We start from the raw sequence: 23,094 nt of genomic DNA, 5'->3' as shown, positions 1-23,094 counted from the left end.
GATCCTGCCGAGGTGCCCTCATGTCGAAGCCGCCGCACACTCCGAAGCCCGACAAGACGGCCTGCGCGATCTCGGGGCGGGAGTGGCCGCGCCGGCAGCTCGTGAACCTCGAGACCGTGCGCCCAAGCCTCGTCGACCGCATCCGGCGCGAGCATCCGGACCTCGCCCATGACGCGCTGATCGCCCGCGAGGAGCTGGCACGCTACCGGGCCCTCTATGTGGAAGAATTGCTCCGCGACGAAACCGGCGAGATCAGCGCCCTCGAACGGCGCGTTGCGGACAGCCTCGCCACCAACGAGATGCTGTCGGAGAACGTCGAGGCGGAGTTCGACGAGAAGCGCACGTTCGGCGAGATCGTGTCGGACCATCTCGCGAACTTCGGCGGCAGCTGGCTGTTCATTCTGAGCTTCCTGATGCTGCTCGGGATCTGGATCGCCTTCAATCTCGCTCGCGGGGATCAAACGGCGTTCGACCCCTACCCGTTCATCCTGCTCAATCTCATTCTCTCCTGCATCGCCGCGCTGCAGGCGCCGATCATCATGATGAGCCAGAAGCGGCAGGAGGCGAAGGACCGCGCCCGCTCGCTCAACGATTACCAGGTGAACCTCAAGGCCGAGCTCGAGATCCGCCACCTGCACGAAAAGCTCGATCACCTGATCAGCAAGCAGTGGCAGCGGCTCGCCGAAATCCAGCAGCTTCAGCTCGAGAGCATGCAGGACAGGCGGAAGTGATGGCGGCGAGCCTCACACGTTCGAGACGCCGGTGAAGAAGTAACGGCCGAGGCCGATGGTGAAGATCAGCCAGCCCCACAGCGTGTGCTCGATAAATACCGCCCAGAACGAGCGCGTCATCGCATAGCGGGCCGCGAGGATCATGCCGCCCATGGCGGTCGCGGCGATGGCGAACATCGAGTTCATGACGATGTGCGCGTAGCCGAACAGCAGCCCGTTGACGATCACGATCAGCCACGCGTGGTTTCCAAACAGGGGGCCGTAGCGATGGAAGAAGAACGAACGGTAGAGCAGCTCCTGCGCGGCCACCGAGAAGATCGGATAGGCGATCATGATGCGCATGTAGGTGTCCGGCCGGTTGGTCGGAAACTCCAGGAACCACGACGGGTGATAGGTCTTGATCCACCACGTCGCGGCGCCGCCCATGATGAGAAAAATCAGCACGATCGACAGCGCATTGCGCCAGCCTAGGCCGCGCCGCAGCTCGTCCCTGAGGCGGAAGCTCGGATCGATGAGCAGCAAGAAGGCGGCGATAAAAAGCACCGGCAACAGCGCGACGAAGATCGGGAGCTTGGTTCCGGGCGGGATGTACTCCGAGAGCAAGGGAATGCGCTCGCCGTGCACCAGCCAGGACATGACGAGGGGCGCGGCTCCGAACAGCAGCGCCATCTCGATCAGGAGCCAGAGGCCCATCGGAAGCGAAAGCGTACGGGCCAGCGGAACCGTGCCGCCGGCGCGCATCGTGCGCTTCTCTCTCGGAATTGCCGTGTCGCTCAAGATCGTCATCGTATCAGGTCAGGCCGGAGAGAAGGCTTTTGCGGCGCTGCCAGCGCTGCGCGATTTCGGCGGCAATGGTATCGGCCGCGTAGAGGGGCGTATAGGTCCACTCGCCGATCGTTTCGAAGCGGTCGGGGGCTTCCCGTGTCACGCCCTTGGCGCGCAGCGCGGCATGGAACGCGGTGAACTTGTCGGCGCCGCCCTGCGGCTCGAACACATAGATGGGCTTGCCGGTGGCGGCGGCTTCGCCGACCATGTTCACGCTGTCGGCCGTCACCAGGAAGGTGTCGGCGTGGGCGAGGAAGGCCGAATAGGGATTGGGTCCCTCGCCTTTCCAGAAGATCGCATTCGTTCCCTGCACGGCGTCGTCGAGGGCCGCGACCAATTCGGGTGGCGTACGGCGGGAGACCGTGATCATCAGCCCCGCGCCGAGATCGACGAGGGAGCGCACCGTGTCGGCTAATCTGTCGATCACCGGCTTCGGATAGCGGTAACGCTCGTTGGGACCGCCAACGAGCACGGCGACGCGCGGGGCTTTCAAAGCATCGATGGCGGCATCGGGCGTCTTGCGGACATCTGCGAGGCGTTGCGGCGACAAGGGGTGTGGCGCGGTGAGCGTTGCGATCACGTTGGGGCCACGGCGGCGATCATGCTCGGGCACCCAGAAGAGATCAGCGGTTGCCGGCCCGGTTTTCGGGTCCATCATCACGACGGTGAAGGTCTTGAGGCCTGCCTTCTTCTTCAGCGCGCGGATGTAGGGCGTTGTGGTGCGGCCGGCGGCCAGCGCGATCTGCGGCCAGGGCGGCGCAAAAGTGGTGTGGGGGGCTCCGAAGCGCTCGCTTGGTGACACCGGCCCCCAGGGAGCGAGCGCTTTCCAAATCCCGCTTGGCGCAATCCGCTTGATCTCGACCGAAAGGCCGAGCGCGGCCGCAACGCCGAGGCAAAGCGCTTCATGGCCAGCCTTGCCGTCGCTGATGATCCAGCCGCGCGCGCCGGCAAGAGGGTGTGCGTGGCCGGAGCGCGTATGCCCCATCGTCCCTGTCGGGTTCTGCATGCCTCACCTTCCCCGCAGTCGGTTCGTCTGTCGAGTCTCCGTCCGCCTGGCAAGAGTGCGACTGTTTTGCCGAGTAAATCTTTGCATTTGTTGCTCGCCTGGCTTAACCCCTACCCAGTACCAAAACCAAGAGACCTTCATGGCCCTTCGACTCGACGCGACCGACCGGCGGATTCTTCGCGAGCTTATGGCGGACGGAGCGCTCACCAATGTGGCGCTGGCGCAAAGGGTCGGACTTTCTGCACCGCCGTGTCTGCGGCGTGTGCGCGCCCTCGAGGATGCGGGCGTGATCCAGGGCTATACGGCGCTGGTCGACGAGCGCGCGCTGGGCTTCGAGCTGACGGCTTTTGCGATGGTCGGGTTGCACAGCCAGTCGGAGCCGGATCTTCGCGCCTTCGAGAACCGGGTGCTCGGCTGGGCGGTGGTGCGTGAAGCCTACATGCTTTCGGGTGAGAGCGACTACATTCTGAAGTGCGTCGCGCCCGACCTGCCGGCGTTCCAGGACTTCATCCTGAAGGAGCTGACGGCGGCGCCCAACGTGGCGAGCGTCAAGACCAGCCTCGCCATCCGCCGCGCCAAGCTCGCGCCCGGCGTCACGCTGACGGAGGCCGATGGAGATTAGCTTCGCCTTCTCTCCGCTTGCCGGGAGAGATCCATCGTTACGTCAGCTTGCGCCGCGCGTAGAGCTGCGGGAACAGGCGCGTCCAGAGCCCGGTGATGATGAGCGTTCCCGCGCCGCCGATGACGACGGCCGGCACGGCACCGATGAAACCCGCCATCGTGCCCGCCCGGAATTCGCCGACCTCGTTCGAAGCGCCGATGGCAACGGAATTCACCGCCGTGACGCGTCCGCGGACCTCGTCCGGGGTCGCGAGCTGGATGAGGGTGGACCGGATGTTCACGCTGATCATGTCGGCTGCGCCCATCACGAACAGCGCCGGGATCGAAAGCCAGAGCGTGGTCGAAAGCCCAAACACGATGATCGCTAATCCGTAAACCGCGACGCCCGCGAACATGATCTTGCCGGCATGATTTTGGATGGGATTGCGCACCAGCCAGAACACCATCACCAGCGCGCCGACGCCCGCCGCCGAGCGCAAGAGGCCGAGGCCCCACGGCCCCACTTCGAGGATGTCGCGCGCAAACACCGGCAGCAACGCCGTCGCGCCGCCAAGCAGCACCGCGAACAGATCTAGCGAAATGGCGCCGAGCACGACGGGGTTGCTCAAGATGTAGCGCACGCCCGCAAGCATGCTCTCGATGGTGCGCGGTTCCGACGTGGTGTGCTGCTCGGGCTTGGGAATGAGCGCGACGAGCACCACGGCGGTCGCGAACAGCACGAACGCCACGCCGTAAGCCGCCAGGTGCGAGAGGCCGTAGAGAAGGCCGCCGACGGCGGGGCCCACGGTGAACGACGCCTGCATCGACGACGAGTTCCAGGCCACCGCGTTGGCAAAGACTTCGCGCGGAACCAGGTTCGCGACGAGCGACTGCAGCGCCGGCGTCAGGAAGGCACGCGCCACGCCGAAGAAGGTCAGGATGACGAAGACCGGCCAGACCGGATGGCCGGGGCCGCTGGCGTCGTGCAGCATCCAGAAGGCCGCGAGGGTAGCGACAGTGAGGGCTTCGAGGGCGATGCAGAGCGCCATGACGGCGCGCCGGTTGTAGCGATCCGCCACCGACCCGGTGACGAGCACGAAGACGAGCGCGGGTGCGAACTGGACGAGCCCCACAAGGCCGAGCAGGAAGGGATCGCGCGTTTCGTCGTAGATCTGCCAGCCGACAGCCACGGACACGATCTGCGTCGCAAAGCCGTTGAGAAAGCGCGCCGTCCAATAGAGGCGAAACGCGACGTAGGCAAAGGCCGATGGCGACGGTCCCGTGCCTGCGCCGGCTCTTACGTCCTTGTCCAACTAATCACTCCGACAGCGGCGGCGATGGTGCGTTCGAACCCTGCCTCGCGCCGCTTGTGGCTTCAGGCTACTTCCATTCGATTTTCAGCACTTCATACGAGCGCGCGCCCTTGGGCGTCGTCACCTCGGCGGTGTCGCCTTTCGATTTTCCGATCAGGGCTCGCGCGATCGGGCTCGAGATCGAGATCTTGCCCTCGCGGACGTTGGCTTCGAGATCGCCCACGATCTTGTATTTGACCTTCTCGTCGGTGTCCTCGTCGACGAGGGTGACGGTGGCGCCGAACTTGATCGTGTCGCCCGACAGCTTCGACGTATCGACGACTTCAGCGCGGCCGATCTTGTCCTCGAGCTCGGCGACCTTGGCCTCGTTCATGCCCTGGGCTTCCTTGGCGGCATGATATTCCGCGTTCTCGCTGAGGTCGCCGTGCGAACGGGCTTCGGAAATCGCCTGGATGATGCGCGGGCGTTCTTCCGCTTTCAGGCGATGGAGCTCCGCCTCGATGAACTTGAAGCCCTCGACCGTCATCGGAACACGTTCCATCGACATCGCTAAAGTCTCCCATTCGGCGCGGCCCGTGAGCCAGCACCCTAATTCGTGATATCCCGATACGCTAATGGGACTTGGTCGTGAGATAAAGCCAGTGGTGGCTCAAACGTCTCAAGAGGTGCGGCTTACATAAGCCTGCAACGGAGCCACTTTGAGGATATCGGCCTTCAGGGCCTTTATCGCGCGCGTCACTGCCACCGCGCCTGCCAAAGTTGTATAATACGGAACGTGGTGAAGCAAGGCCGTGCGCCGGATGTCCTTGCTGTCGGACACAGCTTTGGCGCCTTCGGTTGTATTGAAGACCAGCGCCACGTCGCCATTCTTAATGGCGTCCACGATATGCGGGCGGCCTTCCAACACCTTGTTCACAACCTCGCATTGCACGCCGGCGGCCTGGAGGTGGCGGCGCGTTCCGCGCGTCGCGATCACCTTGAAGCCGAGATCTGTCAGCTCGCGGAGCGGTGCAATGATGCGGTCCTTGTCGCCGTCCTTGACCGACACGAACACGGTGCCGGCGGTCGGCAGCTTCTGCCCAGCGCCAAGCTGGCTCTTGGCGAAGGCGATCGAGAAGTCGCGATCGATGCCCATGACCTCGCCGGTCGAGCGCATCTCGGGGCCGAGGATCGGGTCGACGCCCGGGAAGCGCGCGAACGGAAACACCGCTTCCTTAACGGCGACGTGGTTGATCTCGGCCGGCTTCAGGCCGAAGCTCGCGAGCGGGCGGCCGGCCATGATCTCGGACGCGATGGCGGCAACCGGCTTGCCGATGACCTTGGCGACGAACGGCACCGTGCGCGACGCACGCGGATTAACCTCGAGCACGTAGACCGCATCGTCCTTGATCGCGAACTGAACGTTCATGAGGCCGACGACGCCGAGGGCAAGCGCGAGCTCGCGCGTCTGGCGCTCGAGCTCGGCGATGATCTGCGGCGACAGAGAGTGCGGCGGCAGCGAGCAGGCGGAATCGCCCGAGTGGATGCCCGCTTCCTCGATATGCTCCATGATGCCGGCGACGAACGTATCCTTGCCGTCGGACAGGCAGTCGACGTCCACCTCGATGGCGTCGGCGAGATAGCGGTCGATCAGCAGCGGCCGCTTGGCCGACACGACCAACTCGGACGGGCGGTCGAGCGTCGCCGACAGGCGCGTGATGTAGCGATCCACCTCGGAGCGATCGTGGACGATCTCCATGGCGCGGCCGCCCAGCACGTAGGACGGACGGATCACGACCGGGAACGTCACGCGCTCGGCAATGGCAGCGGCTTCCTGCGGCGTCGCAGCGATGCCGCTTTCGGGCTGGCGCAGGCCGAGCTTCTCGATCAGGGCCTTGAAGCGGTCGCGGTCCTCGGCGAGGTCGATCGCGTCGGGAGATGTGCCGAGGATCGGCACGCCCGCTTCCTCGAGCGCGCTCGCGAGCTTCAGCGGCGTCTGGCCGCCGAACTGCACGATGACGCCCTTCAGCGTTCCGCTTTCCTGCTCGCGGCGGATGATCGACAGCACGTCCTCGGCGGTCAGCGGCTCGAAGTAGAGGCGATCCGAGGTGTCGTAGTCGGTGGAGACCGTTTCCGGGTTGCAGTTGACCATGATGGTCTCGTAGCCCGCGGCCGTGAGCGCGAAGCAGGCGTGACAGCAGCAATAGTCGAACTCGATGCCCTGGCCGATACGGTTCGGGCCGCCGCCGAGGATGATGATCTTCTCGCGATCAGACGGATCGGCTTCGCAGACCGGATCGCCGGTGAGGCCGGTTTCGTAAGTCGAGTACATATACGCGGTCGGAGAGGCGAACTCGGCCGCGCAGGTGTCGATGCGCTTGTAGACAGGGCGCACGCCGGCCGCGAGGCGGGCTTCACGCACTTCGCCTTCGGTCTTGCCGGCGAGCTTGGCGAGACGCGCGTCCGAGAAGCCCATCGACTTGAGCGAACGGATGTGCGCGACAGACGTCGGCAGGCCATGCGCCTTCACGCGCGCTTCGACTTCCAGGATCTCCTGGATGCGGGCGATGAACCACGGATCAATCTTGCAGGAGGCATGCACCTGCTCGGCGTCGAGGCCGAGACGGAGAGCCTGTGCGACCTTGAGCAGGCGATCGGGTGTCGGGCGGCCCAGAGCCGCGCGAATGACATTCTTGTCGTCGCCTTGGCCGATGCCTTCGAGCTCGATGTCGTCGAGGCCGGTGAGGCCGGTCTCCATCGAGCGGAGCGCCTTCTGCAGGCTTTCGGCAAACGTGCGGCCGATGGCCATGGCTTCGCCGACCGAACGCATGGCGGTGGTCAGCGTGGTGTCGGCGCCCTGGAACTTCTCGAACGCGAAGCGCGGAATCTTGGTGACGACGTAGTCGATGGTCGGCTCGAACGAGGCTGGCGTCGCGCCGCCGGTGATGTCGTTGTCCAGCTCATCCAGCGTGTAACCGACGGCCAGGCGCGCGGCGACCTTGGCGATCGGGAAGCCGGTGGCCTTCGAGGCAAGGGCCGACGAGCGCGAGACGCGCGGGTTCATCTCGATGACGACAAGGCGGCCATCTTCGGGATTGACCGCGAACTGCACGTTGGAGCCGCCGGTTTCGACGCCGATCTCGCGCAGAACCGCCAGCGAGGCGTCGCGCATGATCTGGTATTCCTTGTCGGTGAGCGTAAGAGCCGGCGCGACGGTGATGCTGTCGCCGGTGTGCACGCCCATCGGATCGATGTTCTCGATCGAGCAGACGATGATGCAGTTGTCCGCCTTATCGCGGACGACCTCCATCTCGTATTCCTTCCAGCCGAGCAGGCTCTCGTCGATCAGGATCTGACCGACGGGCGATGCGTCGATGCCCGAGCGCACGATCTGCTCGAATTCCTCGCGATTGTAGGCCACGCCACCGCCGGTGCCGCCGAGCGTGAAAGCGGGGCGGATGATGGCCGGCAATCCGACGGTATCGAGCGCGCGCAACGCCTCGGCAATACCAACCTGCGTGTCGTATCCGACGATATGGCCTTCGGCGTCCTTGATCGGCGGCGACGACGCAATCACGGCACGCGGGCTTTCGAGACCGATGCGGTCCATGGCCTCGCGGAAGAGCTTGCGGTCTTCGGCCTTGTCGATGGCTTCGGCGCGGGCGCCGATCAGCTCGACGCCGTATTGTTCGAGAACACCCTGGCGCTCGAGGGCGAGGGCGGTGTTGAGCGCGGTCTGTCCGCCCATCGTCGGCAGCAGGACGAGCTTTTCGTTCGGGCGCTGGCGGCGCTCCTCGGCAATGATCTTGGCGACGATCTCGGGCGTGATCGGCTCGATGTAGGTTGCATCGGCCAATTCCGGATCGGTCATGATGGTGGCGGGGTTGGAGTTGACCAGAATGATCCGGTACCCCTCCGCCTTCAGCGCCTTACAGGCCTGCGTGCCGGAGTAATCGAACTCGCACGCCTGGCCGATGACGATCGGGCCGGCGCCGATGATGAGGATGGAGTCGATATCTGTGCGTTTTGGCATGGCGAGGCCGGTTCTATTCGACGGGTTCGGGTTTGGCTATAGCAGAGACGCTGCGTTGACCACCCCTCACCTGCGCCATCTTGGACCAGCGCAGGGGCGCTCCACAGCAAACGAGGGTGTCAAACGACACCCTCGCCAAAAGCTCACTCGTAACCGATCCAGGTTGGCTATTTCACGACATCCTTGGGCGGCTCGATCTCGATTTTGTCAGGGTAGGTGTAGATTTCCTTGAAAATCGGTTTGTCGATGAAGCCCGGACGGGCAAAAATGCTGCGGGCGGGAAGATTAGTGGCCGGGTCCAGGTAGACGATCCGGACGGCCTCGTTCTTCGGTGCTGCCGGCCCCTTTTTGGGGTCCTTGGGCGCCTCGTCGAGGCCACGGTAGGCACGAAGCTCGCGGCCCTCGACATGCTCGGTGCCAAGGCACTCGAATTTACCGACCTCCTGGTAAACCTGCGCGATGCTCTTGATCATGTACTGGACGAGCTGATCGGTCTCTTGCGAAGGGGCCACCTTCCAGCCCTCGCCGTTGTTGGTCCAGGCCTTTTCGCCGACGACGATGCTTTCGACGCCCTTGCCCTCGGTGAGCGGGGTCAGGGTCTGGCGCATGCGATCGGGCGTCTGATATTCAACGACCATTTTCACCGGACCGGCTTCGGTGAACATGTTGGTTTCCTTGCGCAGGAATTTCTGCTTGCCCTGCGAGTTCACGGCCAGCGCGACCTCGGTGGAGCAATCCGCGAACGCCGCGCCCGTCGCGAACAGGCTGGCGGCGAGAACCAGTGAGGCAATGGCGCCATTGCCGTGCTTCAAAGACATCGTGTCGTTTCCTTCCTGAACCACTCCCCTCCGCGATCTGTCCCGCGAGGGGCCGTTTTTCTTATTGATCGGCTTCTCACCAGACGGCGGGCCGACGTTAGCCGCTCAGAGCGGCTTTTCGATGTTGATGTCGGTCGGGTAGCTGTAGGCTTCCTTCATCAACGGCTCGCCGGAGAGATCGGGCGCCGCGACGAGGTTGAAGGTTGGCAGCTTGGTCGCCGGATCGACCAGGATCGTGCGGGCGAGCGTCTTGCCTTCGACCGTCTCAGGCGTGGTCTGGTAGCCGACATAGCTCTTGCCCTCGTAGGTTACGGCGTCGAGGCACTTGAACTCGACGGAAACCTTGGGCGGAGCGAACGAGCCCTTCATGTGGGTGGCGATGATATCGGCGAGACCCGCCTTCAACTCCTGCCAGCCGGCCCCTTCGTTGCTCCACGCCACCTTGCCGATGCCGATGGTTTCGGCGCTCTCTTCTCCAGAGACCACCTTGCGATAAATGCGATCGGGGGGCTGGTAATCGAAGGTCTGGGTCTGCACCACACCGGTGTCGCTCTTGGATTCGGTCTCGGTGCGCCACGGACCCTTGTGCTGGGCTGTGAAGGCGGCTTCCACCTCGGTCTTGCCATCGCAGGCCAACGCGGCCGGGGCAGCCACGACGAGGGCTGCCATCGAATAGGCGATCAGGCTCGTTTTGGTGATCAAGCTGTTCTTTGTGATCAGGCTGGGGCGCATCTCGGCGTCTCTTCCGTTGCTGAGCGTTAGGCGTTTCCTGGCCGGAAAGCTCCGAAATTCAAAGGAGCTTTCCGATCGGCGCGCATCCTATACGCCCTGTCGGGAAAAAGTCGATGTTCGGCCGGGTTAATTCGGCGTCATGATGAGCGCCGTTCCCGCCTCCAGCCTCACCGCTCCGGCTTCAGCGGCTGAGCCTTCTGCTCGCGCATCTTGTTGACGAAGCGCGTGAACAGATAGTGGCTGTCCTGAGGGCCTGGCGAAGCCTCCGGATGGTACTGGACCGAGAACACCGGACGGCCTTCGAGCTCCAAACCGCAGTTGGTGCCGTCGAAGAGCGAAACGTGGGTTTCGACGACGCCCTTCGGCAGCGTCTCGCGATCCACCGTAAACCCATGATTCATCGATGTGATTTCGACCTTCTGGGTGCTCGAATCCTTGACTGGATGGTTGGCGCCGTGATGCCCCTGATGCATCTTCCTGGTCTTGGCACCGAGCGCGAGACCGAGCATCTGGTGGCCGAGGCAAATGCCAAACACCGGCAGTCCCGAAGCGACGAGCTTCTTGATCTCCGGCACCGCGTATTCACCGGTGGCAGCGGGGTCGCCGGGGCCATTCGAAAGGAACACGCCGTCCGGCTTGCGCTCAAGGATCTCCTCAGCCGAGGTCTTGGCCGGCACCACCGTCACCTTGCATCCGGCCGACGCCAGGCAGCGCAAAATGTTGCGCTTCAAACCATAGTCGACGGCGACGACGTGGAAGTCGGGACTTTCGTTGCGGCCATAGCCTTTGCCCCAAACCCAGCGCGTCTCGTCCCAGGTGTAGCTCTGGCCGCTGGTCACGTCGGGCACCAGATCGAGGCCCAGGAGGCCCGGCCAAGCCTTGGCTTCGGCCTTGAGCTTGTCGAGATCGAACTTGCCCGAGGGCTCGTGCGCGATCACGGCGTTCGGCATGCCCTTCTCGCGGATGAGGGCTGCGAGCGCGCGTGTGTCGATACCGGAAATGGCGATGATTCCGCGCGCTTTCAGCCACGCGTCGAAGTGGGAGCCGGCGCGATAGTTCGAGGGGTCGGTGATCTCGGCGCGCAGCACGCAGCCGCGCACGCCCGAACGGGACGCGAGATTCGAGGTTTCAGTGTCCTCGCTATTGGTGCCGATGTTGCCGATGTGCGGGAACGTGAAGGTGATGATCTGCCCTGCGTAGGAGGGGTCTGTCAGGATTTCCTGATAGCCGGTCATCGCGGTGTTGAAGCAGACCTCGCCGACGGCCGAGCCGACCGCACCGAGGCCGACACCGGAAATCACGGTTCCGTCGTCCAGCACGAGGCGGGCCGTTTGAGGCGTTTCGGTCCAGGGCGCGGGCGTGGTTTTCATCGGGCGACGGGCTCGTTTTGGGCTCGAAGCGGCTCGTCTCGCACACGCAACAAAGCCGTTCGCGTGCTAAGCAAGGGGCGTCCGCTCAAGGGCCGGGTCCATGGATCGCGGCGGAACCTATGCGAGGGCGCCCACCGCGTCAAGAAATCGGGCGCAACGGAATGAAGGCGCGTCAATATTATGCGCTGCTCAGCGCCAAACTCGCGCTCGGCGCGCGCATCGCCTATATACCGCGCGGACAGATTTACGGATCAAAGGACTTTGCCCCATGCGCGCGCGCATCACCCAAGACGTTAAAGACGCCATGAAGGCCGGCGATAAGGCGCGCCTCTCCACGCTGCGCCTGATCACGGCCGCTATCAAAGATCGCGAGATCGGCGTGGGCGGGCAAGCGCCCATCGAGGTCGGCGACACGGAAGTGGTGGCGATCCTGCAGAAGATGGTGAAGCAGCGCCGCGAGAGCATCGCCACCTACGAAAAGGCAGGGCGTACCGACCTGGCGGACCAGGAGAAATTCGAGGTTGTCGTCATCGAACACTATCTGCCGAAGCAGATGGACGAAGCGGGCGTGAAGGCGGCAGTGGCAGCCCTCGTCACCGAGCTTGGCGCGGCTGGCCCCAAGGACATGGGCCGGGTCATGGGCGCGCTCAAGGAGCGGTTTGCCGGGCAGATGGATTTCGGCAAGGCCAGTGGCGTGCTGAAGGAGTTGCTGAAGTAGGCAACGGGCAGCCGGCAACAGGCAGGAAGCGCCGTCTCCGTGCGCCTGCCCGTTGCCCATCCCCCCTGTGGATTGTGCTCACAAGCACGCGAAACCGGTGAGCTGACGCCGGGGTGATCTGCGAATCGCGTAACTAATAGGTTCGCTCGTCATGAGCCGATAACGGCTCGTGACATCTCGATTTTCTGCCAGCTGCGGACTTTTCAGGCCCCATGCGATTTTCGCCCCATCTCCTGGACGAGATCCGAGCCCGGCTCCCGGTGAGCCAGGTCGTGGGCCGCAAGGTTTCGCTGAAGCGCAAGGGTCGCGAGTACTCGGGCCTCTCGCCCTTCAAAATGGAAAAGACGCCCTCGTTCTTCGTGAACGACCAGAAGGGCTTCTACCATTGCTTCGCGTCCGGCGAGCACGGCGACATCTTCAAGTTCCTGATGACCACCGAGGGTTTGAGCTTTCCGGAAGCCGTCGAAAAGCTCGCCGAGGAAGCCGGCGTGCCGCTGCCCAAGGTCGAAGCGGAGGACCGCGAGCGCGAGGATCAGCGCACGCGGCTGCTGGCGCTGATGGAAGAGTCGGCGAAGTTCTTCGAAGCTGCCCTTCATGGCGCCAGTGGCGCCGAGGCCCGCCGCTATATCGAGAAGCGCGGCCTCAAGCGCGAAACCCTCGCGACGTTCCGCGTCGGTTACTCCCCCAATTCCCGCCACGCCTTGAAGGATCACCTGGCAAAGGCCGGCTATACCCTCGAAGAAATGTCGCTCTCGGGCATGCTGATCTCGGGCGACGACATACCCGTGGCCTACGACCGATTCCGTCACCGGGTGATGTTTCCGATCGGCGACGCGAAGGGCCGGATCGTCGCGTTCGGCGGTCGTGCGCTGGACCCGGAGCAGAACGCCAAATACCTGAATTCGCCGGAAACGCCGCTTTTCCATAAAGGGCATCTGCTGTTCAACGCCCATCGCGCCCGCCCAGCCGCCCACGACAAGGAGCGCGTGCTCGCCGTCGAAGGCTACATGGACGTGATCTCACTTGCGGAAGCCGGCTTCACGGAAGCCGTCGCGCCGCTCGGCACCGCGCTGACCGAAGATCAGCTCAACCTGCTCTGGCGCATGTCGGCCGAGCCGATCCTCTGCTTCGACGGCGACGGCGCCGGCAAGCGCGCTGCATTCCGGGCCGTCGATACGGCGCTACCGCACCTGAAACCGGGTGCGAGCCTGATGTTCGCCTTCCTGCCCGACGGACTCGACCCGGACGATCTCGTGCGCCAGCAGGGCCCTGCCGCACTCGATGCCTGCCTCGGGCGTTCGCGTCCACTGATCGACGTTTTGTTCGAACGGGAATGGAGCCAGGGCGACTGGTCCACGCCCGAGCGGCGCGCTGGGCTCGAAAAGACGCTCAAAGGCCTGATCGCCCGAATCGAGGACGAAAGCGTCCGCGCCCACTACCGGCATGCCCTCAAGCAGCGGCTCGATGCGGCCTGGGGCCTCAGCGAGAGCAGCTGGCGCGGCCAAAGCGGCAACGGGGGCGAAGGGTCGCGGTCCGGGAGCAAAGATGGGCGGAGCGGCAGTCCAAGCGGCGCTTGGCAGCGCGCGGGCAGTTCTCAGAACGGCCGGTTCGGCGCGCCTTCGGGTGCCCGTCGCGGCCTTCCTCAGAAGAAGTTTCCACCAAGCCTCGGGCACGGCTCCGAGCACGTTAACGCTAGTTCCAGCCTCAGGAAAAGTTCGCTCGTTGCGGCCGAAACCAGTCTGCCGCCGCAGCGGGAAGCGCTGTTGATCAAGGTGATCCTCAACCACCCCTGGTTGATCGACGAGCAGGCCGAGGCCATCGCCGAGCTGCCGTTTACGTCCGGTGCGCTTTCCCGGCTACGCGACGCGATCCTTTCTGCCCATGCCCTTGACAATTCACTTGACACAGAGACTCTTCGAACCCACTTGAACAAATCCAGCGACGGCAAGACCTTGACCCTTGTCGAACGCGCGGTATCGCATAAGTGCGATCGATTTGCTGAGCCCGATGCCGGGCGCACCGAGGTGGAAGATGGCTGGCGCCACGCCCTCGCGATGCACGAGCGGCACGTAGGGTTACAGCGATCGCTGGAGGCGGCTGAGCAGGCTTGGCTTGAGGATCGGAGTGAGGTGTCTTTTGCCCGCATCTGCGATCTCAAGCAGCAGCTCGAGCTGTTGAGCAGTACGAACGCTTTCGACATAGCGGCCGAATTCGGTCACTCGTCTTGACGATAGGGGGAGCGCCACGTTCGGAAACGCGACCTGCTCGGCCAGTTTTGGGCGGGGCTTCCACCTCTTCGAGGTCGGAGCCGCCGCTTGTGACTGTTTGCGCCGCCGGGTCTCGCATTCGAAGTCGGGCGTCCCTACCGGCACGATGGACCGACCTTCTATCTGCGATCGATTTTTGCTCCGCGGTTTCGAGACCGACGGGGCTTCACTCTGAGATACCGGGCGCCACACAGCGCGCCCTCCCCTCACTCTTTGGCGACGGTTGAGACACATGGCAAACGCTGCAAAGAACGAAGAGCAGGATACCGCGACAGCCGAACCGGCAGAGCGCGATAGCCCGCTGCTGGACCTTTCCGATCAGGCGGTCAAACGCCTGCTCAAGACGGCCAAGGCCCGGGGCTATGTCACGCTCGACGAGCTCAACTCGGTGCTGCCGTCCGAGGAGGTTTCTCCGGACCAGATCGAAGACACGATGGCGATGCTGTCCGACATGGGCATCAACGTCGTCGAGACGGAAGAAGGCGAAGAGGGTGCGGATGCGGCCGCTCCCGACGCCGACGAGGACGACAGCCGGGCCGTGGTCACCGCGGGCGGTTTGCCGGCGCGCTCTGAAACGCGCGCGGAGCCCGCAGAACGCACCGACGATCCCGTCCGCATGTACCTGCGCGAGATGGGCTCGGTCGAGCTTCTGTCGCGCGAGGGCGAAATCGCCATCGCCAAGCGCATCGAAGCCGGCCGCGAGGCGATGATCGCCGGACTCTGCGAAAGCCCGCTCACGTTCCAGGCCATCATCATCTGGCGCGACGAGCTCAACGAAGGCAAGATTTTGCTCCGCGACATCATCGATCTCGAAGCCACCTACGAAGGCCCCGAGGCCAAGGCGCCGCCGATTGCCGGAGAGGGCGAAGGCGAAGAGGAAGCGGCCGCCGGCGAAGAAGGCGCGCCCCCTACTCCGGGAGAGAGCGAAGACGAGGACGAGTTCGAGAACGCGCTCTCACTCGCGGCGATGGAAGCCGAGCTGAAGCCGAAGGTTCTCGAAACCTTCGACAACATCGCGGGCACCTACAAGAAGCTGCGCAAGCAGCAGGACAAGAAGCTCGAGCAGCAGGTGGCGGGCGAATCCGGCTCGCGCCAGCAGCAGAAGGCTTACGACAAGCTGCGCGAAGAGATCATCACCGACGTGAAGAGCCTCTCGCTCAACAACGCGCGTATCGAAAGCCTCGTCGAGCAGCTCTACTCGATCAACCGGCGCCTCGTCGGCCTCGAAGGCCGCCTGATGCGGCTGGCTGACAGCTACGGCGTTCCGCGCCAGCAGTTCATCGACGAATACTTCGGCAACGAGCTCGACCAGACCTGGCTCGACCGGATGGCCGAGAACGGCAAGAAGTGGGGCAACCTCATCAAGAATGAGCGCCCCGGCATTGCGCAGATCCGCGGCAACATCCACGAGCTCGCGACCGAAACCGGCCTCGAAATCACAGAGTACCGCCGCATCGTGAAGGCGGTGCAGAAGGGCGAGCGCGAGGCGCGGCAGGCCAAGAAGGAAATGGTGGAAGCCAACCTTCGCCTCGTGATCTCGATCGCCAAGAAGTACACGAACCGCGGCCTGCAGTTCCTGGATCTCATCCAGGAGGGCAACATCGGCCTGATGAAGGCCGTCGACAAGTTCGAGTACCGCCGCGGCTACAAGTTCTCGACCTACGCGACGTGGTGGATCCGTCAGGCGATCACGCGCTCGATCGCGGATCAGGCGCGCACCATCCGCATCCCCGTGCACATGATCGAGACGATCAACAAGATCGTGCGGACTTCGCGTCAGATGCTGCACGAGATCGGCCGCGAGCCGACGCCGGAAGAGCTGGCCGAAAAGCTCGCGATGCCGCTCGAGAAGGTGCGCAAGGTTCTGAAGATCGCCAAGGAGCCGATCTCGCTCGAAACGCCGATCGGCGACGAAGAGGATTCGCATCTCGGCGACTTCATCGAAGACCGCAACGCGGTGCTGCCGGATCAGGCGGCGATCGCAGCGAACCTGCGCGAGACGACGACGCGGGTGCTGGCTTCGCTGACCCCGCGCGAGGAGCGCGTGCTGCGCATGCGCTTCGGCATCGGCATGAACACGGACCACACGCTGGAAGAAGTCGGCCAGCAGTTCTCGGTCACGCGCGAACGTATTCGCCAGATCGAAGCCAAGGCGCTTCGGAAGCTGAAGCATCCGAGCCGGAGCCGGAAGCTGCGCAGCTTCCTGGATAACTGATCAAACAAAAGCCCCCGAGGAAACTCGGGGGCTTTTTTGCTTTCTGGGGGCAGACACATGGAAGGACTACAGCGTCAGACATACCGCAATGTCAGTGGGAATTCGCCCGTCCGCTTTTTTGCGATTGGTCCGTCATTAGTTTGCGTATGGTTCGAAAAGGACGTCGCGTACGAGTACAACTATAGCCACACAGGTCGCGAGCATGTCGAGACGATGAAGCGTCTTGCACAACAGGGACGTGGATTGGCTAGCTACATTACGAAGCACGTGAGCAAGGATTACGCCCGCAAGTTTTGAGTCCCTGGACATACCGTGACTGTAGATATTATTTCGATCGCGAGCCCCCTTCTCTCCGCTTCGATCAACACGCTCGGTGCGGAGCTATGGACGCTGCGGGATGCCGCGGGACGCGATCTCATCTGGAACGGCGATGGCACCTTCTGGACCGGGCGAGCGCCGATCCTTTTTCCCATCGTTGGCGCGCTCGCCAATGGCAGCTATCGCATCGGGGAAGCAACCTACGCCTTGCCGCAACACGGTTTCGGCCGCCGCCGCCGCTTCACGCCGATCGCGGCATGCCATCACAACGCGACGCTGCGTCTCGAAAACTGCGCGGAGACGCGCGCCGTCTATCCGTTCGACTTCGCGCTCGATCTCGGGTTCGAAATCGCGGGTGCGCGGCTCGCCGTGACGGCGACGCTCACCAACACCGGCGATGCGCCGTTGCCAGCGAGCTTCGGCTATCATCCGGCGTTTCTCTGGCCGCTGCCGTTTGGCGCGGCGCGCGCGGACCATTTCATTCTGTTCGACGAAGCCGAGACGGCGGCCGTCTTTCGACCCGACGCAAACGGATTGCTCGTGGCGGCAGGCCGGCCGGATCACCTCGATGGGCGCACCTTGTGGCTCGACGACACGCTGTTCGCGGATGGCGCCCTCGTTCTGACCGAACTCAAAGGACAAGGGCTCACCTATGGCGCGGGCGACGGTCACGGCCTTCGCATCTCTTATCCCGACACGCCGCATCTCGGCATCTGGTCGAAGCCGGGCGCTCCGTTCGTCTGTGTCGAGCCGTGGCAGGGCTATGCGGATCCTGCCGGGTTCACGGGAGAGATCTGGGACAAGCCGGGCATCGTGCGGCTCGCGCCCCGCGAGCGGCGCGTCTGGCGCATGGGGATCGAGTTGGTCGGCGTGTGATCAGATGCGCGCGCCGGGCGGCCTGATCAAACAAAAGCCCCCGAGGGATGCTCGGGGGCTTTGTTGTTGGGAACCGGCAGTGAGCTACGCACTGAGCCGATTGCGGCGGGCGCGGAGGCTGCGGGCGAAGCGCAACACCGCGACGGCGGCGGTGCGCCCTTCGCGCGTGTCCAGCGCCGCGTAACGGCGCGCCTGCGCCTTGGCGTGCTCGATGATGCTCGTGTAGGTCTCGTCGCGTACCTGGGCGGCGTCGGCCCGGAACCCGCTTGTCAGCTGCATGGATTGTCCTCCGCACTGTTGAACTACGCGAGGACATGTAGGAAGCGGAAATGGCCACGCAACGGCGACCGTGTGGCGAGAAGCTTACAAAAATTCAAATCATTGCAAATGGTTGTAATAGACTTCACGCGCAGACCAGTTCAACGCAGCTTCGCGCGCGCCGCCTCCCAGCGGTCCCAGCGCTCCTGCTCGGCGGGCGAGCACCACGGGTTGGCGTAATAGCCGAAGCGACCGTTGAAACGCGTACAGTCCTTGGGCGGCGAGGCCGCGAGCTGGCGGGTGCGGGCCGACGACGCGGCCTCTGCCAGCGCAGGATACAGCGCCGCCCACAGCGCCAGGATTGCAGAGACAGAGCCGGCGGCGCGCATGGGCCGGACGTTTCGTATTTGATTGCGCTGGCGCATGGCACTCCTCTCGCAGGTGGCTTGTCAGGTCTCTCGCCACCAATCTATCTCAGTTCGCGGGGCACCGGCAGTCCGCGAGCGCCAGGTGTGCCTAGATCCGACGTCCCAATCTGGAACTCTGCCGGAAGCCCTCATTGAGCTTGGCGCCATGGCGCGCCTCGTCCTATTCTCACGGCATGCCACGCACCCAGCGCCCTTTGCTCACTGGCTTCGAGCCGCGACACCAGAAGGTGATCTCGCGGACCGCGTTTGCCAAGCGCATGGCCGGGGCGATCGGGCTCTGGCTGCTGCTCACGTTCGGCGGGCTTGCGATCGGCATGATCGGATACGCGTGGACCGAAGGCATGGGGCTCGCCGATTCCTTCGTCAACGCGGCGATGATCCTCTCCGGCATGGGGCCGGTCGCGGAGTTGCATACGACAGCGGGCAAGGTGTTTGCCGGGTCCTACGCGATCCTCTCCGGTCTCATCATCGTCATCGGCGCGGGGTTCGTGCTGGCGCCGATCGCGCATCGGGTGCTGCACCGCTTTCATGTCGAAAGCGGAAAGGAGCAGTAACGGGTGGCTGGGTCTCACGACATTACGGGCGGGCGCGCCAAGCCGCTCCGCGTCTATCTCGCCGGGCCGGAAGTTTTCTTCGACAATCCCGTCGCGCAGGGCGTCCAGAAAAAGCGCATCTGCGCGGAATTCGGATTCGAAGGCGTGTTTCCGCTCGACAACGAGATCAACGGCCGGAACCTCTCGCCGGAAGCGCTGGCGCGTGCGATCAGCCACGGCAACGAGGCGCTGATGCGCAGCTCGGATCTCATCGTCGCCAACTGCACGCCGTTTCGCGGCGCCAGCATGGACAGCGGCACGGCGTTCGAGATCGGATTCATGCGCGCGCTCGGCAAGCCCGTGCTCGGCTACAGCAACGTCGCCGCCGACTACGCGCGCCGCGTGCGATCGACGCCGCAGGAAGTTCATGCGTCGTGGGATATCGAAACGCGCCGCGCCGACATCGAGGATTTCGGTCTCGCCGAGAATCTGATGATCGCGATTGCCGTGCTGGATACCGGCAGCGAGTTCGTGGTGCGCGACGTGGCGCCGGATCGCGTTCTGTCGGATCTCCAAGGCTTTCGCGATTGCCTCGCGCTTGCGCGTCGAACGCTTGCCGTGTGACGCCCTCCAGCTCCGAGACGGCTACGGAACCAGCACGAGCGCGCCGGTTAATTCGCCGCGACGCAGGCGATCGAGGGCTTCGTTGGCCTTCGCGAGCGGGAGTGCCGTCGTGTGGGTGCGCACGGGGACGCGTGGGGCGAGCGCCAGAAACTCCTCGGCGTCGCGGCGGGTGAGGTTCGCGACAGAGCGTATGACGCGCTCCTCCCACAGTAACGCATACGGCATCGCGGGAATCTCGCTCATGTGGATGCCGCCGAGCACGACGACACCGCCTTTGCGGACCGCTTCGAGCGCGAGTGGCACCAGCCCACCAACCGGCGCGAACACCAGCGCGGCGTCCAACGGCTGGGGCGGGCGTTCGTCCGAGCCACCCGCCCAGACGCAGCCAAGCTCACACGCGAAAACCTGCGCCGCGGTGTCGCCCGGTCGCGTGAACGCATAAGCCTCCATACCTTGGTGACGCGCGACCTGCGCGACGATGTGGGCAGCGGCTCCGAAGCCATAGATGCCGAGCGTTTTGACCGGCCCCGCCATGCGCAGCGTGCGGTAGCCGATGAGGCCGGCGCACAGAAGCGGCGCGGCCTCGACGTCGCCGAGGCCTTCGGGGAGCGGGAAGCAGTAATCAGCGTCGACAACGGCATACTCGGCGTAGCCGCCGTCGATCTGATAGCCGGTGAAACCCGGATGGTCGCACAGGTTCTCGCGGCCGTCGCGACAGTAGCGGCAGGAACCGCAGGTGTGGCCAAGCCATGGAATGCCGACGCGCTGGCCGATCGCGAAGCGGATGACGCCCGGGCCGGTCTTGTCGACGCGGCCGACGATTTCGTGCCCAGGTACGATCGGCAGCTTCGGATCGGTGAGATCGCCGTCTGCCACATGCAAATCGGTGCGGCACACCCCGCAGGCGGCGACCTTCACGCGGACCTGCTTAGGTCCGGGCTCGGGGATTGCGATATCGGCAAGCCGCAAGGCCGCGCCAGGCGCATCCAAAAGCATCGCTTTCATCGTTGCGGACAAGCGAACCTCCAGCTCGCGGAACCCGTAGGCAATCCTAGCGCGTTTCCCTTCCTGTCGTGCCACAACAGGTGCCACATCACAGACTCAAAACAGCCCGCTGGCCTTGTTTCAAATCTAGGACGCGCACGCCGGGTCCGTGCCTCGTTTCAATCCGCTTAAAAAGGGAGGCTTCCATGACGCTCACCCTCACCTCGACCGCATTCGCCGATGGGGGGCCGATTCCGAGCCTCTATACCTGCCAGGGCGAGGACGTCTCGCCGCCGCTCGGCTGGAGCGGCGTTCCCCCGGGCACGCAGAGCCTGGTGCTGATCGTCGACGATCCGGATGCGCCGGACCCGGCCAAGCCGCAGCGAACCTGGGTGCATTGGGTGCTCTACAATCTGCCGCCGGACGCCTCGGCTCTCGCGGAGGCCGTGCCGCCCAACCGGCTGCCGCCAGGAACGCAGGTGGGCCTCAACGACTGGGGGCGGGCCGATTTCGGCGGCGCCTGCCCGCCGATCGGCCGGCATCGCTATTTCCATAAGCTCTATGCGCTCGACATCCGGCTCGCGGGTTTCGAGGCACCGCCGACGAAGCAGGCGGTCGAGGCGGCCATGGCCGGGCACGTTCTGGCCCAGGCGACGCTGATCGGCACGTATCTTAAAAGTTGACGCACGCCAGGGGCTCGCAATGCACCGTCGGCCGCTTCCGTAAGGAGCGGATTTGCGGCGTTTCCGACGTCACCCGGCTAGACTTGGTCAACGAAAGCTTTCCCGAAAGCACCGTGTTTTACGGTTTGCGTTGTACCTCCCTCAAGACGTCGTCAGTAGTTTGGTTGTCTTGATCAGGACGACGGGGGGATCCGGCATGTCTCACAATCAAGCAGCGAATGGTACGGCGCTCGTCCGATGGGTCGGGCTGGCGATCGGCCTTCCTGCTTTCATCGCAGTGATCCTGCTCGGCAAAGACACCTTGATGGTGGTCGACAAGATCAACGAGAGCGCGTTACAGCGCGAAACGGCGGCGCTCGAACGCGGCATCAGGATGCTCGGCGACCTGCACGCCTCCGAGGTTTTGTCCCAGACGATGTGGGATACGGCGTTCCGCAATGTCGTGCTGTCGAAACGGCAAGACTGGATTCGCGAGAACTTCGGAAAGCAGGCGCTCTCTTCGGAGGGCGTGCAGCAGCTCTTCATCATCGACGGACGCGGCAAGGCGATATTCTCGAGCGAGATCGAAGCTGCTCCGCCGCCGGAGACGGTCGCACCTATTCTGGCGGCGGCACAGCGTCCGATGGACAGAGCCCGCGCGCTCTACCGCACCGCGCGCGCTTCCGGCGACGGCTTCGACGAGCGGCTACCCGGCGCCATGAGCGATGGCATCTACGTCAACGACATCATCAAGATCGGCGGCCAATCGGCGATGGTCACGGTCTCGCCGTTCACGCCCGACGTCGAGGATCATGAGACACCGCAAGAGCCGACTTTGCTGCTCGGCGTGCAGGTGATGACGGAGACGCTGCTCGACAAGCTCGAGTCGCTTTCGCATATCGACGGTCTCGAGCACGTCGCCGCGAGCCACACCACCGTAACCGGCGAGCACTCGCACCCGATCCGGGACACGCAGGGCAACATCGTGACTTACGTCACGTGGGATTTCTCGTCGCCGGGCCTCGCGATCCTGAGAGCAGCGCTGCCCGCCATCGCGGTCTCGCTTGGCCTCATCGCGCTGATGACGCTGGTTGCGGCGATCACCGTGCGGCGCCTCACGCGGCGGCTCGCCGAAAGCGAGCAGGCCGCCATTCACGCCTCGCGCCACGACGCGGCAACCGGTCTCGCCAACCGAGGCTGGTTCATGCACGTGTTTGAAGGAATTCTGGCGCGCACGGGCAAGCAAGGCGGCACCTTCGCGGTGCTGCTGATCGACTGCGATTTCTTCAAGACCGTCAACGACACGCTTGGCCATGCCGCGGGCGATGCGATCCTGCGGGCGATCTCACAGCGGCTCAAGGGACTGGATGGCCGTCTCACCATCGCCGCGCGGCTCGGTGGCGACGAGTTCGCGGCCGTTACCGCGCCGCTGGCCTCGCGGACCGAAGCCGCGGAGGCCGCAAACCTGCTGCAAAATACGCTGATGCAGCCGGTTATGTTCCAGGGCCACGAACTCGACGTCAGCGTCAGCATCGGCGCGGCGGTGTTCGAGACGCCCTCCACGCTGTCGATCGACGCTTGGCTCGCCAAGGCCGACATGGCGCTTTACCGAGCCAAGCGCGACGGGCGCGGCTGCTCACGCGTCTACGATGCCTCGCTCGACACCGGCCAGCTGTCCGAGCTTCCCGACATCCGCCAGCTCCTGCTCGATATCGCAACTCCGGCACTCAAGGCCGACAACGTCACGGACCGCGCGGCCTAACATTCGGCCGCGCGCGCCTTCGCTCGCCCCGCGCCGGATCGA

The 23,094-nt window shown here is 64.3% G+C and carries 21 protein-coding genes; 10 read left to right on the top strand and 11 right to left on the bottom strand.

The window, feature by feature from the left end; all coding sequences use genetic code 11:
* Nucleotides 1-20: 20 nt before the first annotated feature.
* Entirely contained in the window at nucleotides 21-731 is a 711-nt protein-coding gene (locus RCO24_RS16340; protein ID WP_308963611.1) for a DUF1003 domain-containing protein, read from the top strand.
* 12 nt (nucleotides 732-743) lie between these two features.
* Here the strand turns inward: RCO24_RS16340 and RCO24_RS16335 are convergent, their stop codons facing one another.
* Together RCO24_RS16335 and RCO24_RS16330 are read right to left on the bottom strand one after the other, a co-directional pair.
* Nucleotides 744-1,508 (bottom strand): CPBP family intramembrane glutamic endopeptidase, encoded by a 765-nt coding sequence (locus RCO24_RS16335; protein ID WP_308963610.1) that lies wholly within the window; start codon nucleotides 1,506-1,508, stop codon nucleotides 744-746.
* A 13-nt stretch (nucleotides 1,509-1,521) separates the two neighbouring features.
* Nucleotides 1,522-2,562, bottom strand: a complete 1,041-nt coding sequence (locus RCO24_RS16330; RefSeq protein WP_308963609.1) for a mitochondrial fission ELM1 family protein — start codon at nucleotides 2,560-2,562, stop codon at nucleotides 1,522-1,524.
* Nucleotides 2,563-2,701: 139 nt separating this feature from the next.
* On the opposite strand from RCO24_RS16330, the gene RCO24_RS16325 reads away from it, so the two are divergent.
* Nucleotides 2,702-3,184, top strand: coding sequence for an Lrp/AsnC family transcriptional regulator (locus RCO24_RS16325; protein ID WP_308963608.1), 483 nt, complete (start codon nucleotides 2,702-2,704; stop codon nucleotides 3,182-3,184).
* Nucleotides 3,185-3,221: 37 nt separating this feature from the next.
* On the opposite strand, the gene RCO24_RS16320 is transcribed toward RCO24_RS16325, so the two are convergent.
* The 6 genes from RCO24_RS16320 to carA form a co-directional block, all read right to left on the bottom strand.
* The gene (locus RCO24_RS16320; RefSeq protein WP_308963607.1) at nucleotides 3,222-4,475 is read right to left on the bottom strand and encodes an MFS transporter; all 1,254 of its coding nucleotides are present in this window, start codon (nucleotides 4,473-4,475) and stop codon (nucleotides 3,222-3,224) included.
* A gap of 67 nt (nucleotides 4,476-4,542) precedes the next feature.
* Nucleotides 4,543-5,016 (bottom strand): transcription elongation factor GreA, encoded by a 474-nt coding sequence (gene greA, locus RCO24_RS16315; protein WP_308963877.1) that lies wholly within the window; start codon nucleotides 5,014-5,016, stop codon nucleotides 4,543-4,545.
* Nucleotides 5,017-5,133: 117 nt separating this feature from the next.
* Complete coding sequence (carB, locus tag RCO24_RS16310) at nucleotides 5,134-8,487, bottom strand: carbamoyl-phosphate synthase large subunit (protein WP_308963606.1); 3,354 nt, start codon at nucleotides 8,485-8,487, stop codon at nucleotides 5,134-5,136.
* A 167-nt stretch (nucleotides 8,488-8,654) separates the two neighbouring features.
* Nucleotides 8,655-9,305 carry a hypothetical protein gene (locus tag RCO24_RS16305; protein ID WP_308963605.1) on the bottom strand — a complete coding sequence of 217 codons (651 nt, stop codon included), beginning with the start codon at nucleotides 9,303-9,305 and terminating at the stop codon, nucleotides 8,655-8,657.
* Nucleotides 9,306-9,410: 105 nt separating this feature from the next.
* The gene (locus RCO24_RS16300) at nucleotides 9,411-10,037 is read right to left on the bottom strand and encodes a hypothetical protein (RefSeq protein WP_308963603.1); all 627 of its coding nucleotides are present in this window, start codon (nucleotides 10,035-10,037) and stop codon (nucleotides 9,411-9,413) included.
* Nucleotides 10,038-10,204: 167 nt separating this feature from the next.
* The gene (gene carA, locus RCO24_RS16295) at nucleotides 10,205-11,407 is read right to left on the bottom strand and encodes a glutamine-hydrolyzing carbamoyl-phosphate synthase small subunit (RefSeq protein ID WP_308963602.1); all 1,203 of its coding nucleotides are present in this window, start codon (nucleotides 11,405-11,407) and stop codon (nucleotides 10,205-10,207) included.
* A gap of 268 nt (nucleotides 11,408-11,675) precedes the next feature.
* Here carA and RCO24_RS16290 point away from each other — a divergent pair, with 268 nt between their 5' ends.
* The 4 genes from RCO24_RS16290 to RCO24_RS16275 all read left to right on the top strand — a co-directional run bounded on the left by RCO24_RS16290 (nucleotide 11,676) and on the right by RCO24_RS16275 (nucleotide 17,801).
* On the top strand, nucleotides 11,676-12,125 hold the full coding sequence (locus RCO24_RS16290; protein WP_308963600.1) for a GatB/YqeY domain-containing protein: 450 nt from the start codon (nucleotides 11,676-11,678) through the stop codon (nucleotides 12,123-12,125).
* 212 nt (nucleotides 12,126-12,337) lie between these two features.
* Complete coding sequence (dnaG, locus tag RCO24_RS16285) at nucleotides 12,338-14,353, top strand: DNA primase (protein ID WP_308963599.1); 2,016 nt, start codon at nucleotides 12,338-12,340, stop codon at nucleotides 14,351-14,353.
* Nucleotides 14,354-14,624: 271 nt separating this feature from the next.
* Entirely contained in the window at nucleotides 14,625-16,607 is a 1,983-nt protein-coding gene (rpoD, locus tag RCO24_RS16280; protein ID WP_308963598.1) for an RNA polymerase sigma factor RpoD, read from the top strand.
* A gap of 312 nt (nucleotides 16,608-16,919) precedes the next feature.
* A complete protein-coding gene (locus tag RCO24_RS16275) occupies nucleotides 16,920-17,801 on the top strand; it encodes an aldose 1-epimerase family protein (protein ID WP_308963597.1) in 882 nt (293 codons plus the stop codon).
* A gap of 84 nt (nucleotides 17,802-17,885) precedes the next feature.
* Here the strand turns inward: RCO24_RS16275 and RCO24_RS16270 are convergent, their stop codons facing one another.
* Nucleotides 17,886-18,080 carry a hypothetical protein gene (locus RCO24_RS16270; RefSeq protein WP_308963596.1) on the bottom strand — a complete coding sequence of 65 codons (195 nt, stop codon included), beginning with the start codon at nucleotides 18,078-18,080 and terminating at the stop codon, nucleotides 17,886-17,888.
* A 140-nt stretch (nucleotides 18,081-18,220) separates the two neighbouring features.
* Nucleotides 18,221-18,484, bottom strand: a complete 264-nt coding sequence (locus RCO24_RS16265; RefSeq protein ID WP_308963594.1) for a hypothetical protein — start codon at nucleotides 18,482-18,484, stop codon at nucleotides 18,221-18,223.
* 134 nt (nucleotides 18,485-18,618) lie between these two features.
* On the opposite strand from RCO24_RS16265, the gene RCO24_RS16260 reads away from it, so the two are divergent.
* Both RCO24_RS16260 and RCO24_RS16255 read left to right on the top strand, forming a co-directional pair.
* A complete protein-coding gene (locus tag RCO24_RS16260; protein ID WP_308963592.1) occupies nucleotides 18,619-19,041 on the top strand; it encodes a hypothetical protein in 423 nt (140 codons plus the stop codon).
* Nucleotides 19,042-19,044: 3 nt separating this feature from the next.
* Nucleotides 19,045-19,644: a nucleoside 2-deoxyribosyltransferase gene (locus tag RCO24_RS16255; RefSeq protein ID WP_308963591.1), complete on the top strand. Its 600-nt coding sequence runs from the start codon at nucleotides 19,045-19,047 to the stop codon at nucleotides 19,642-19,644.
* Between the two features lie 21 nt (nucleotides 19,645-19,665).
* Here the strand turns inward: RCO24_RS16255 and RCO24_RS16250 are convergent, their stop codons facing one another.
* Nucleotides 19,666-20,649: a zinc-dependent alcohol dehydrogenase family protein gene (locus RCO24_RS16250; protein ID WP_308963874.1), complete on the bottom strand. Its 984-nt coding sequence runs from the start codon at nucleotides 20,647-20,649 to the stop codon at nucleotides 19,666-19,668.
* 185 nt (nucleotides 20,650-20,834) lie between these two features.
* On the opposite strand from RCO24_RS16250, the gene RCO24_RS16245 reads away from it, so the two are divergent.
* Together RCO24_RS16245 and RCO24_RS16240 are read left to right on the top strand one after the other, a co-directional pair.
* Complete coding sequence (locus RCO24_RS16245; protein WP_308963589.1) at nucleotides 20,835-21,311, top strand: YbhB/YbcL family Raf kinase inhibitor-like protein; 477 nt, start codon at nucleotides 20,835-20,837, stop codon at nucleotides 21,309-21,311.
* Between the two features lie 196 nt (nucleotides 21,312-21,507).
* On the top strand, nucleotides 21,508-23,052 hold the full coding sequence (locus RCO24_RS16240; protein ID WP_308963588.1) for a diguanylate cyclase domain-containing protein: 1,545 nt from the start codon (nucleotides 21,508-21,510) through the stop codon (nucleotides 23,050-23,052).
* Nucleotides 23,053-23,094 lie beyond the last annotated feature (42 nt).

Source organism: Hyphomicrobium sp. LHD-15, from assembly GCF_031157355.1.
In the GTDB taxonomy this organism is placed as follows: Bacteria; Pseudomonadota; Alphaproteobacteria; order Rhizobiales; family Hyphomicrobiaceae; genus Hyphomicrobium_C.
Note: the sequence above shows the minus strand (reverse complement) of the source record. Positions and strands in the feature narration are given on the sequence as shown.

Excerpts from the sequence above, each read along its gene's own strand:
- RCO24_RS16240 (WP_308963588.1), top strand. The coding sequence starts at position 21,508 with ATGTCTCACAATCAAGCAGCGAATGGTACGGCGCTCGTCCGATGGGTC.
- RCO24_RS16265 (WP_308963594.1), bottom strand. The coding sequence starts at position 18,484 with ATGCGCCAGCGCAATCAAATACGAAACGTCCGGCCCATGCGCGCCGCC.
- RCO24_RS16250 (WP_308963874.1), bottom strand. The coding sequence starts at position 20,649 with ATGAAAGCGATGCTTTTGGATGCGCCTGGCGCGGCCTTGCGGCTTGCC.
- carB (WP_308963606.1), bottom strand. The coding sequence starts at position 8,487 with ATGCCAAAACGCACAGATATCGACTCCATCCTCATCATCGGCGCCGGC.
- greA (WP_308963877.1), bottom strand. The coding sequence starts at position 5,016 with ATGGAACGTGTTCCGATGACGGTCGAGGGCTTCAAGTTCATCGAGGCG.
- RCO24_RS16270 (WP_308963596.1), bottom strand. The coding sequence starts at position 18,080 with ATGCAGCTGACAAGCGGGTTCCGGGCCGACGCCGCCCAGGTACGCGAC.
- dnaG (WP_308963599.1), top strand. The coding sequence starts at position 12,338 with ATGCGATTTTCGCCCCATCTCCTGGACGAGATCCGAGCCCGGCTCCCG.
- RCO24_RS16290 (WP_308963600.1), top strand. The coding sequence starts at position 11,676 with ATGCGCGCGCGCATCACCCAAGACGTTAAAGACGCCATGAAGGCCGGC.
- RCO24_RS16305 (WP_308963605.1), bottom strand. The coding sequence starts at position 9,305 with ATGTCTTTGAAGCACGGCAATGGCGCCATTGCCTCACTGGTTCTCGCC.
- RCO24_RS16325 (WP_308963608.1), top strand. The coding sequence starts at position 2,702 with ATGGCCCTTCGACTCGACGCGACCGACCGGCGGATTCTTCGCGAGCTT.
- RCO24_RS16245 (WP_308963589.1), top strand. The coding sequence starts at position 20,835 with ATGACGCTCACCCTCACCTCGACCGCATTCGCCGATGGGGGGCCGATT.
- RCO24_RS16330 (WP_308963609.1), bottom strand. The coding sequence starts at position 2,562 with ATGCAGAACCCGACAGGGACGATGGGGCATACGCGCTCCGGCCACGCA.
- RCO24_RS16300 (WP_308963603.1), bottom strand. The coding sequence starts at position 10,037 with ATGCGCCCCAGCCTGATCACAAAGAACAGCTTGATCACCAAAACGAGC.
- RCO24_RS16340 (WP_308963611.1), top strand. The coding sequence starts at position 21 with ATGTCGAAGCCGCCGCACACTCCGAAGCCCGACAAGACGGCCTGCGCG.
- carA (WP_308963602.1), bottom strand. The coding sequence starts at position 11,407 with ATGAAAACCACGCCCGCGCCCTGGACCGAAACGCCTCAAACGGCCCGC.
- rpoD (WP_308963598.1), top strand. The coding sequence starts at position 14,625 with ATGGCAAACGCTGCAAAGAACGAAGAGCAGGATACCGCGACAGCCGAA.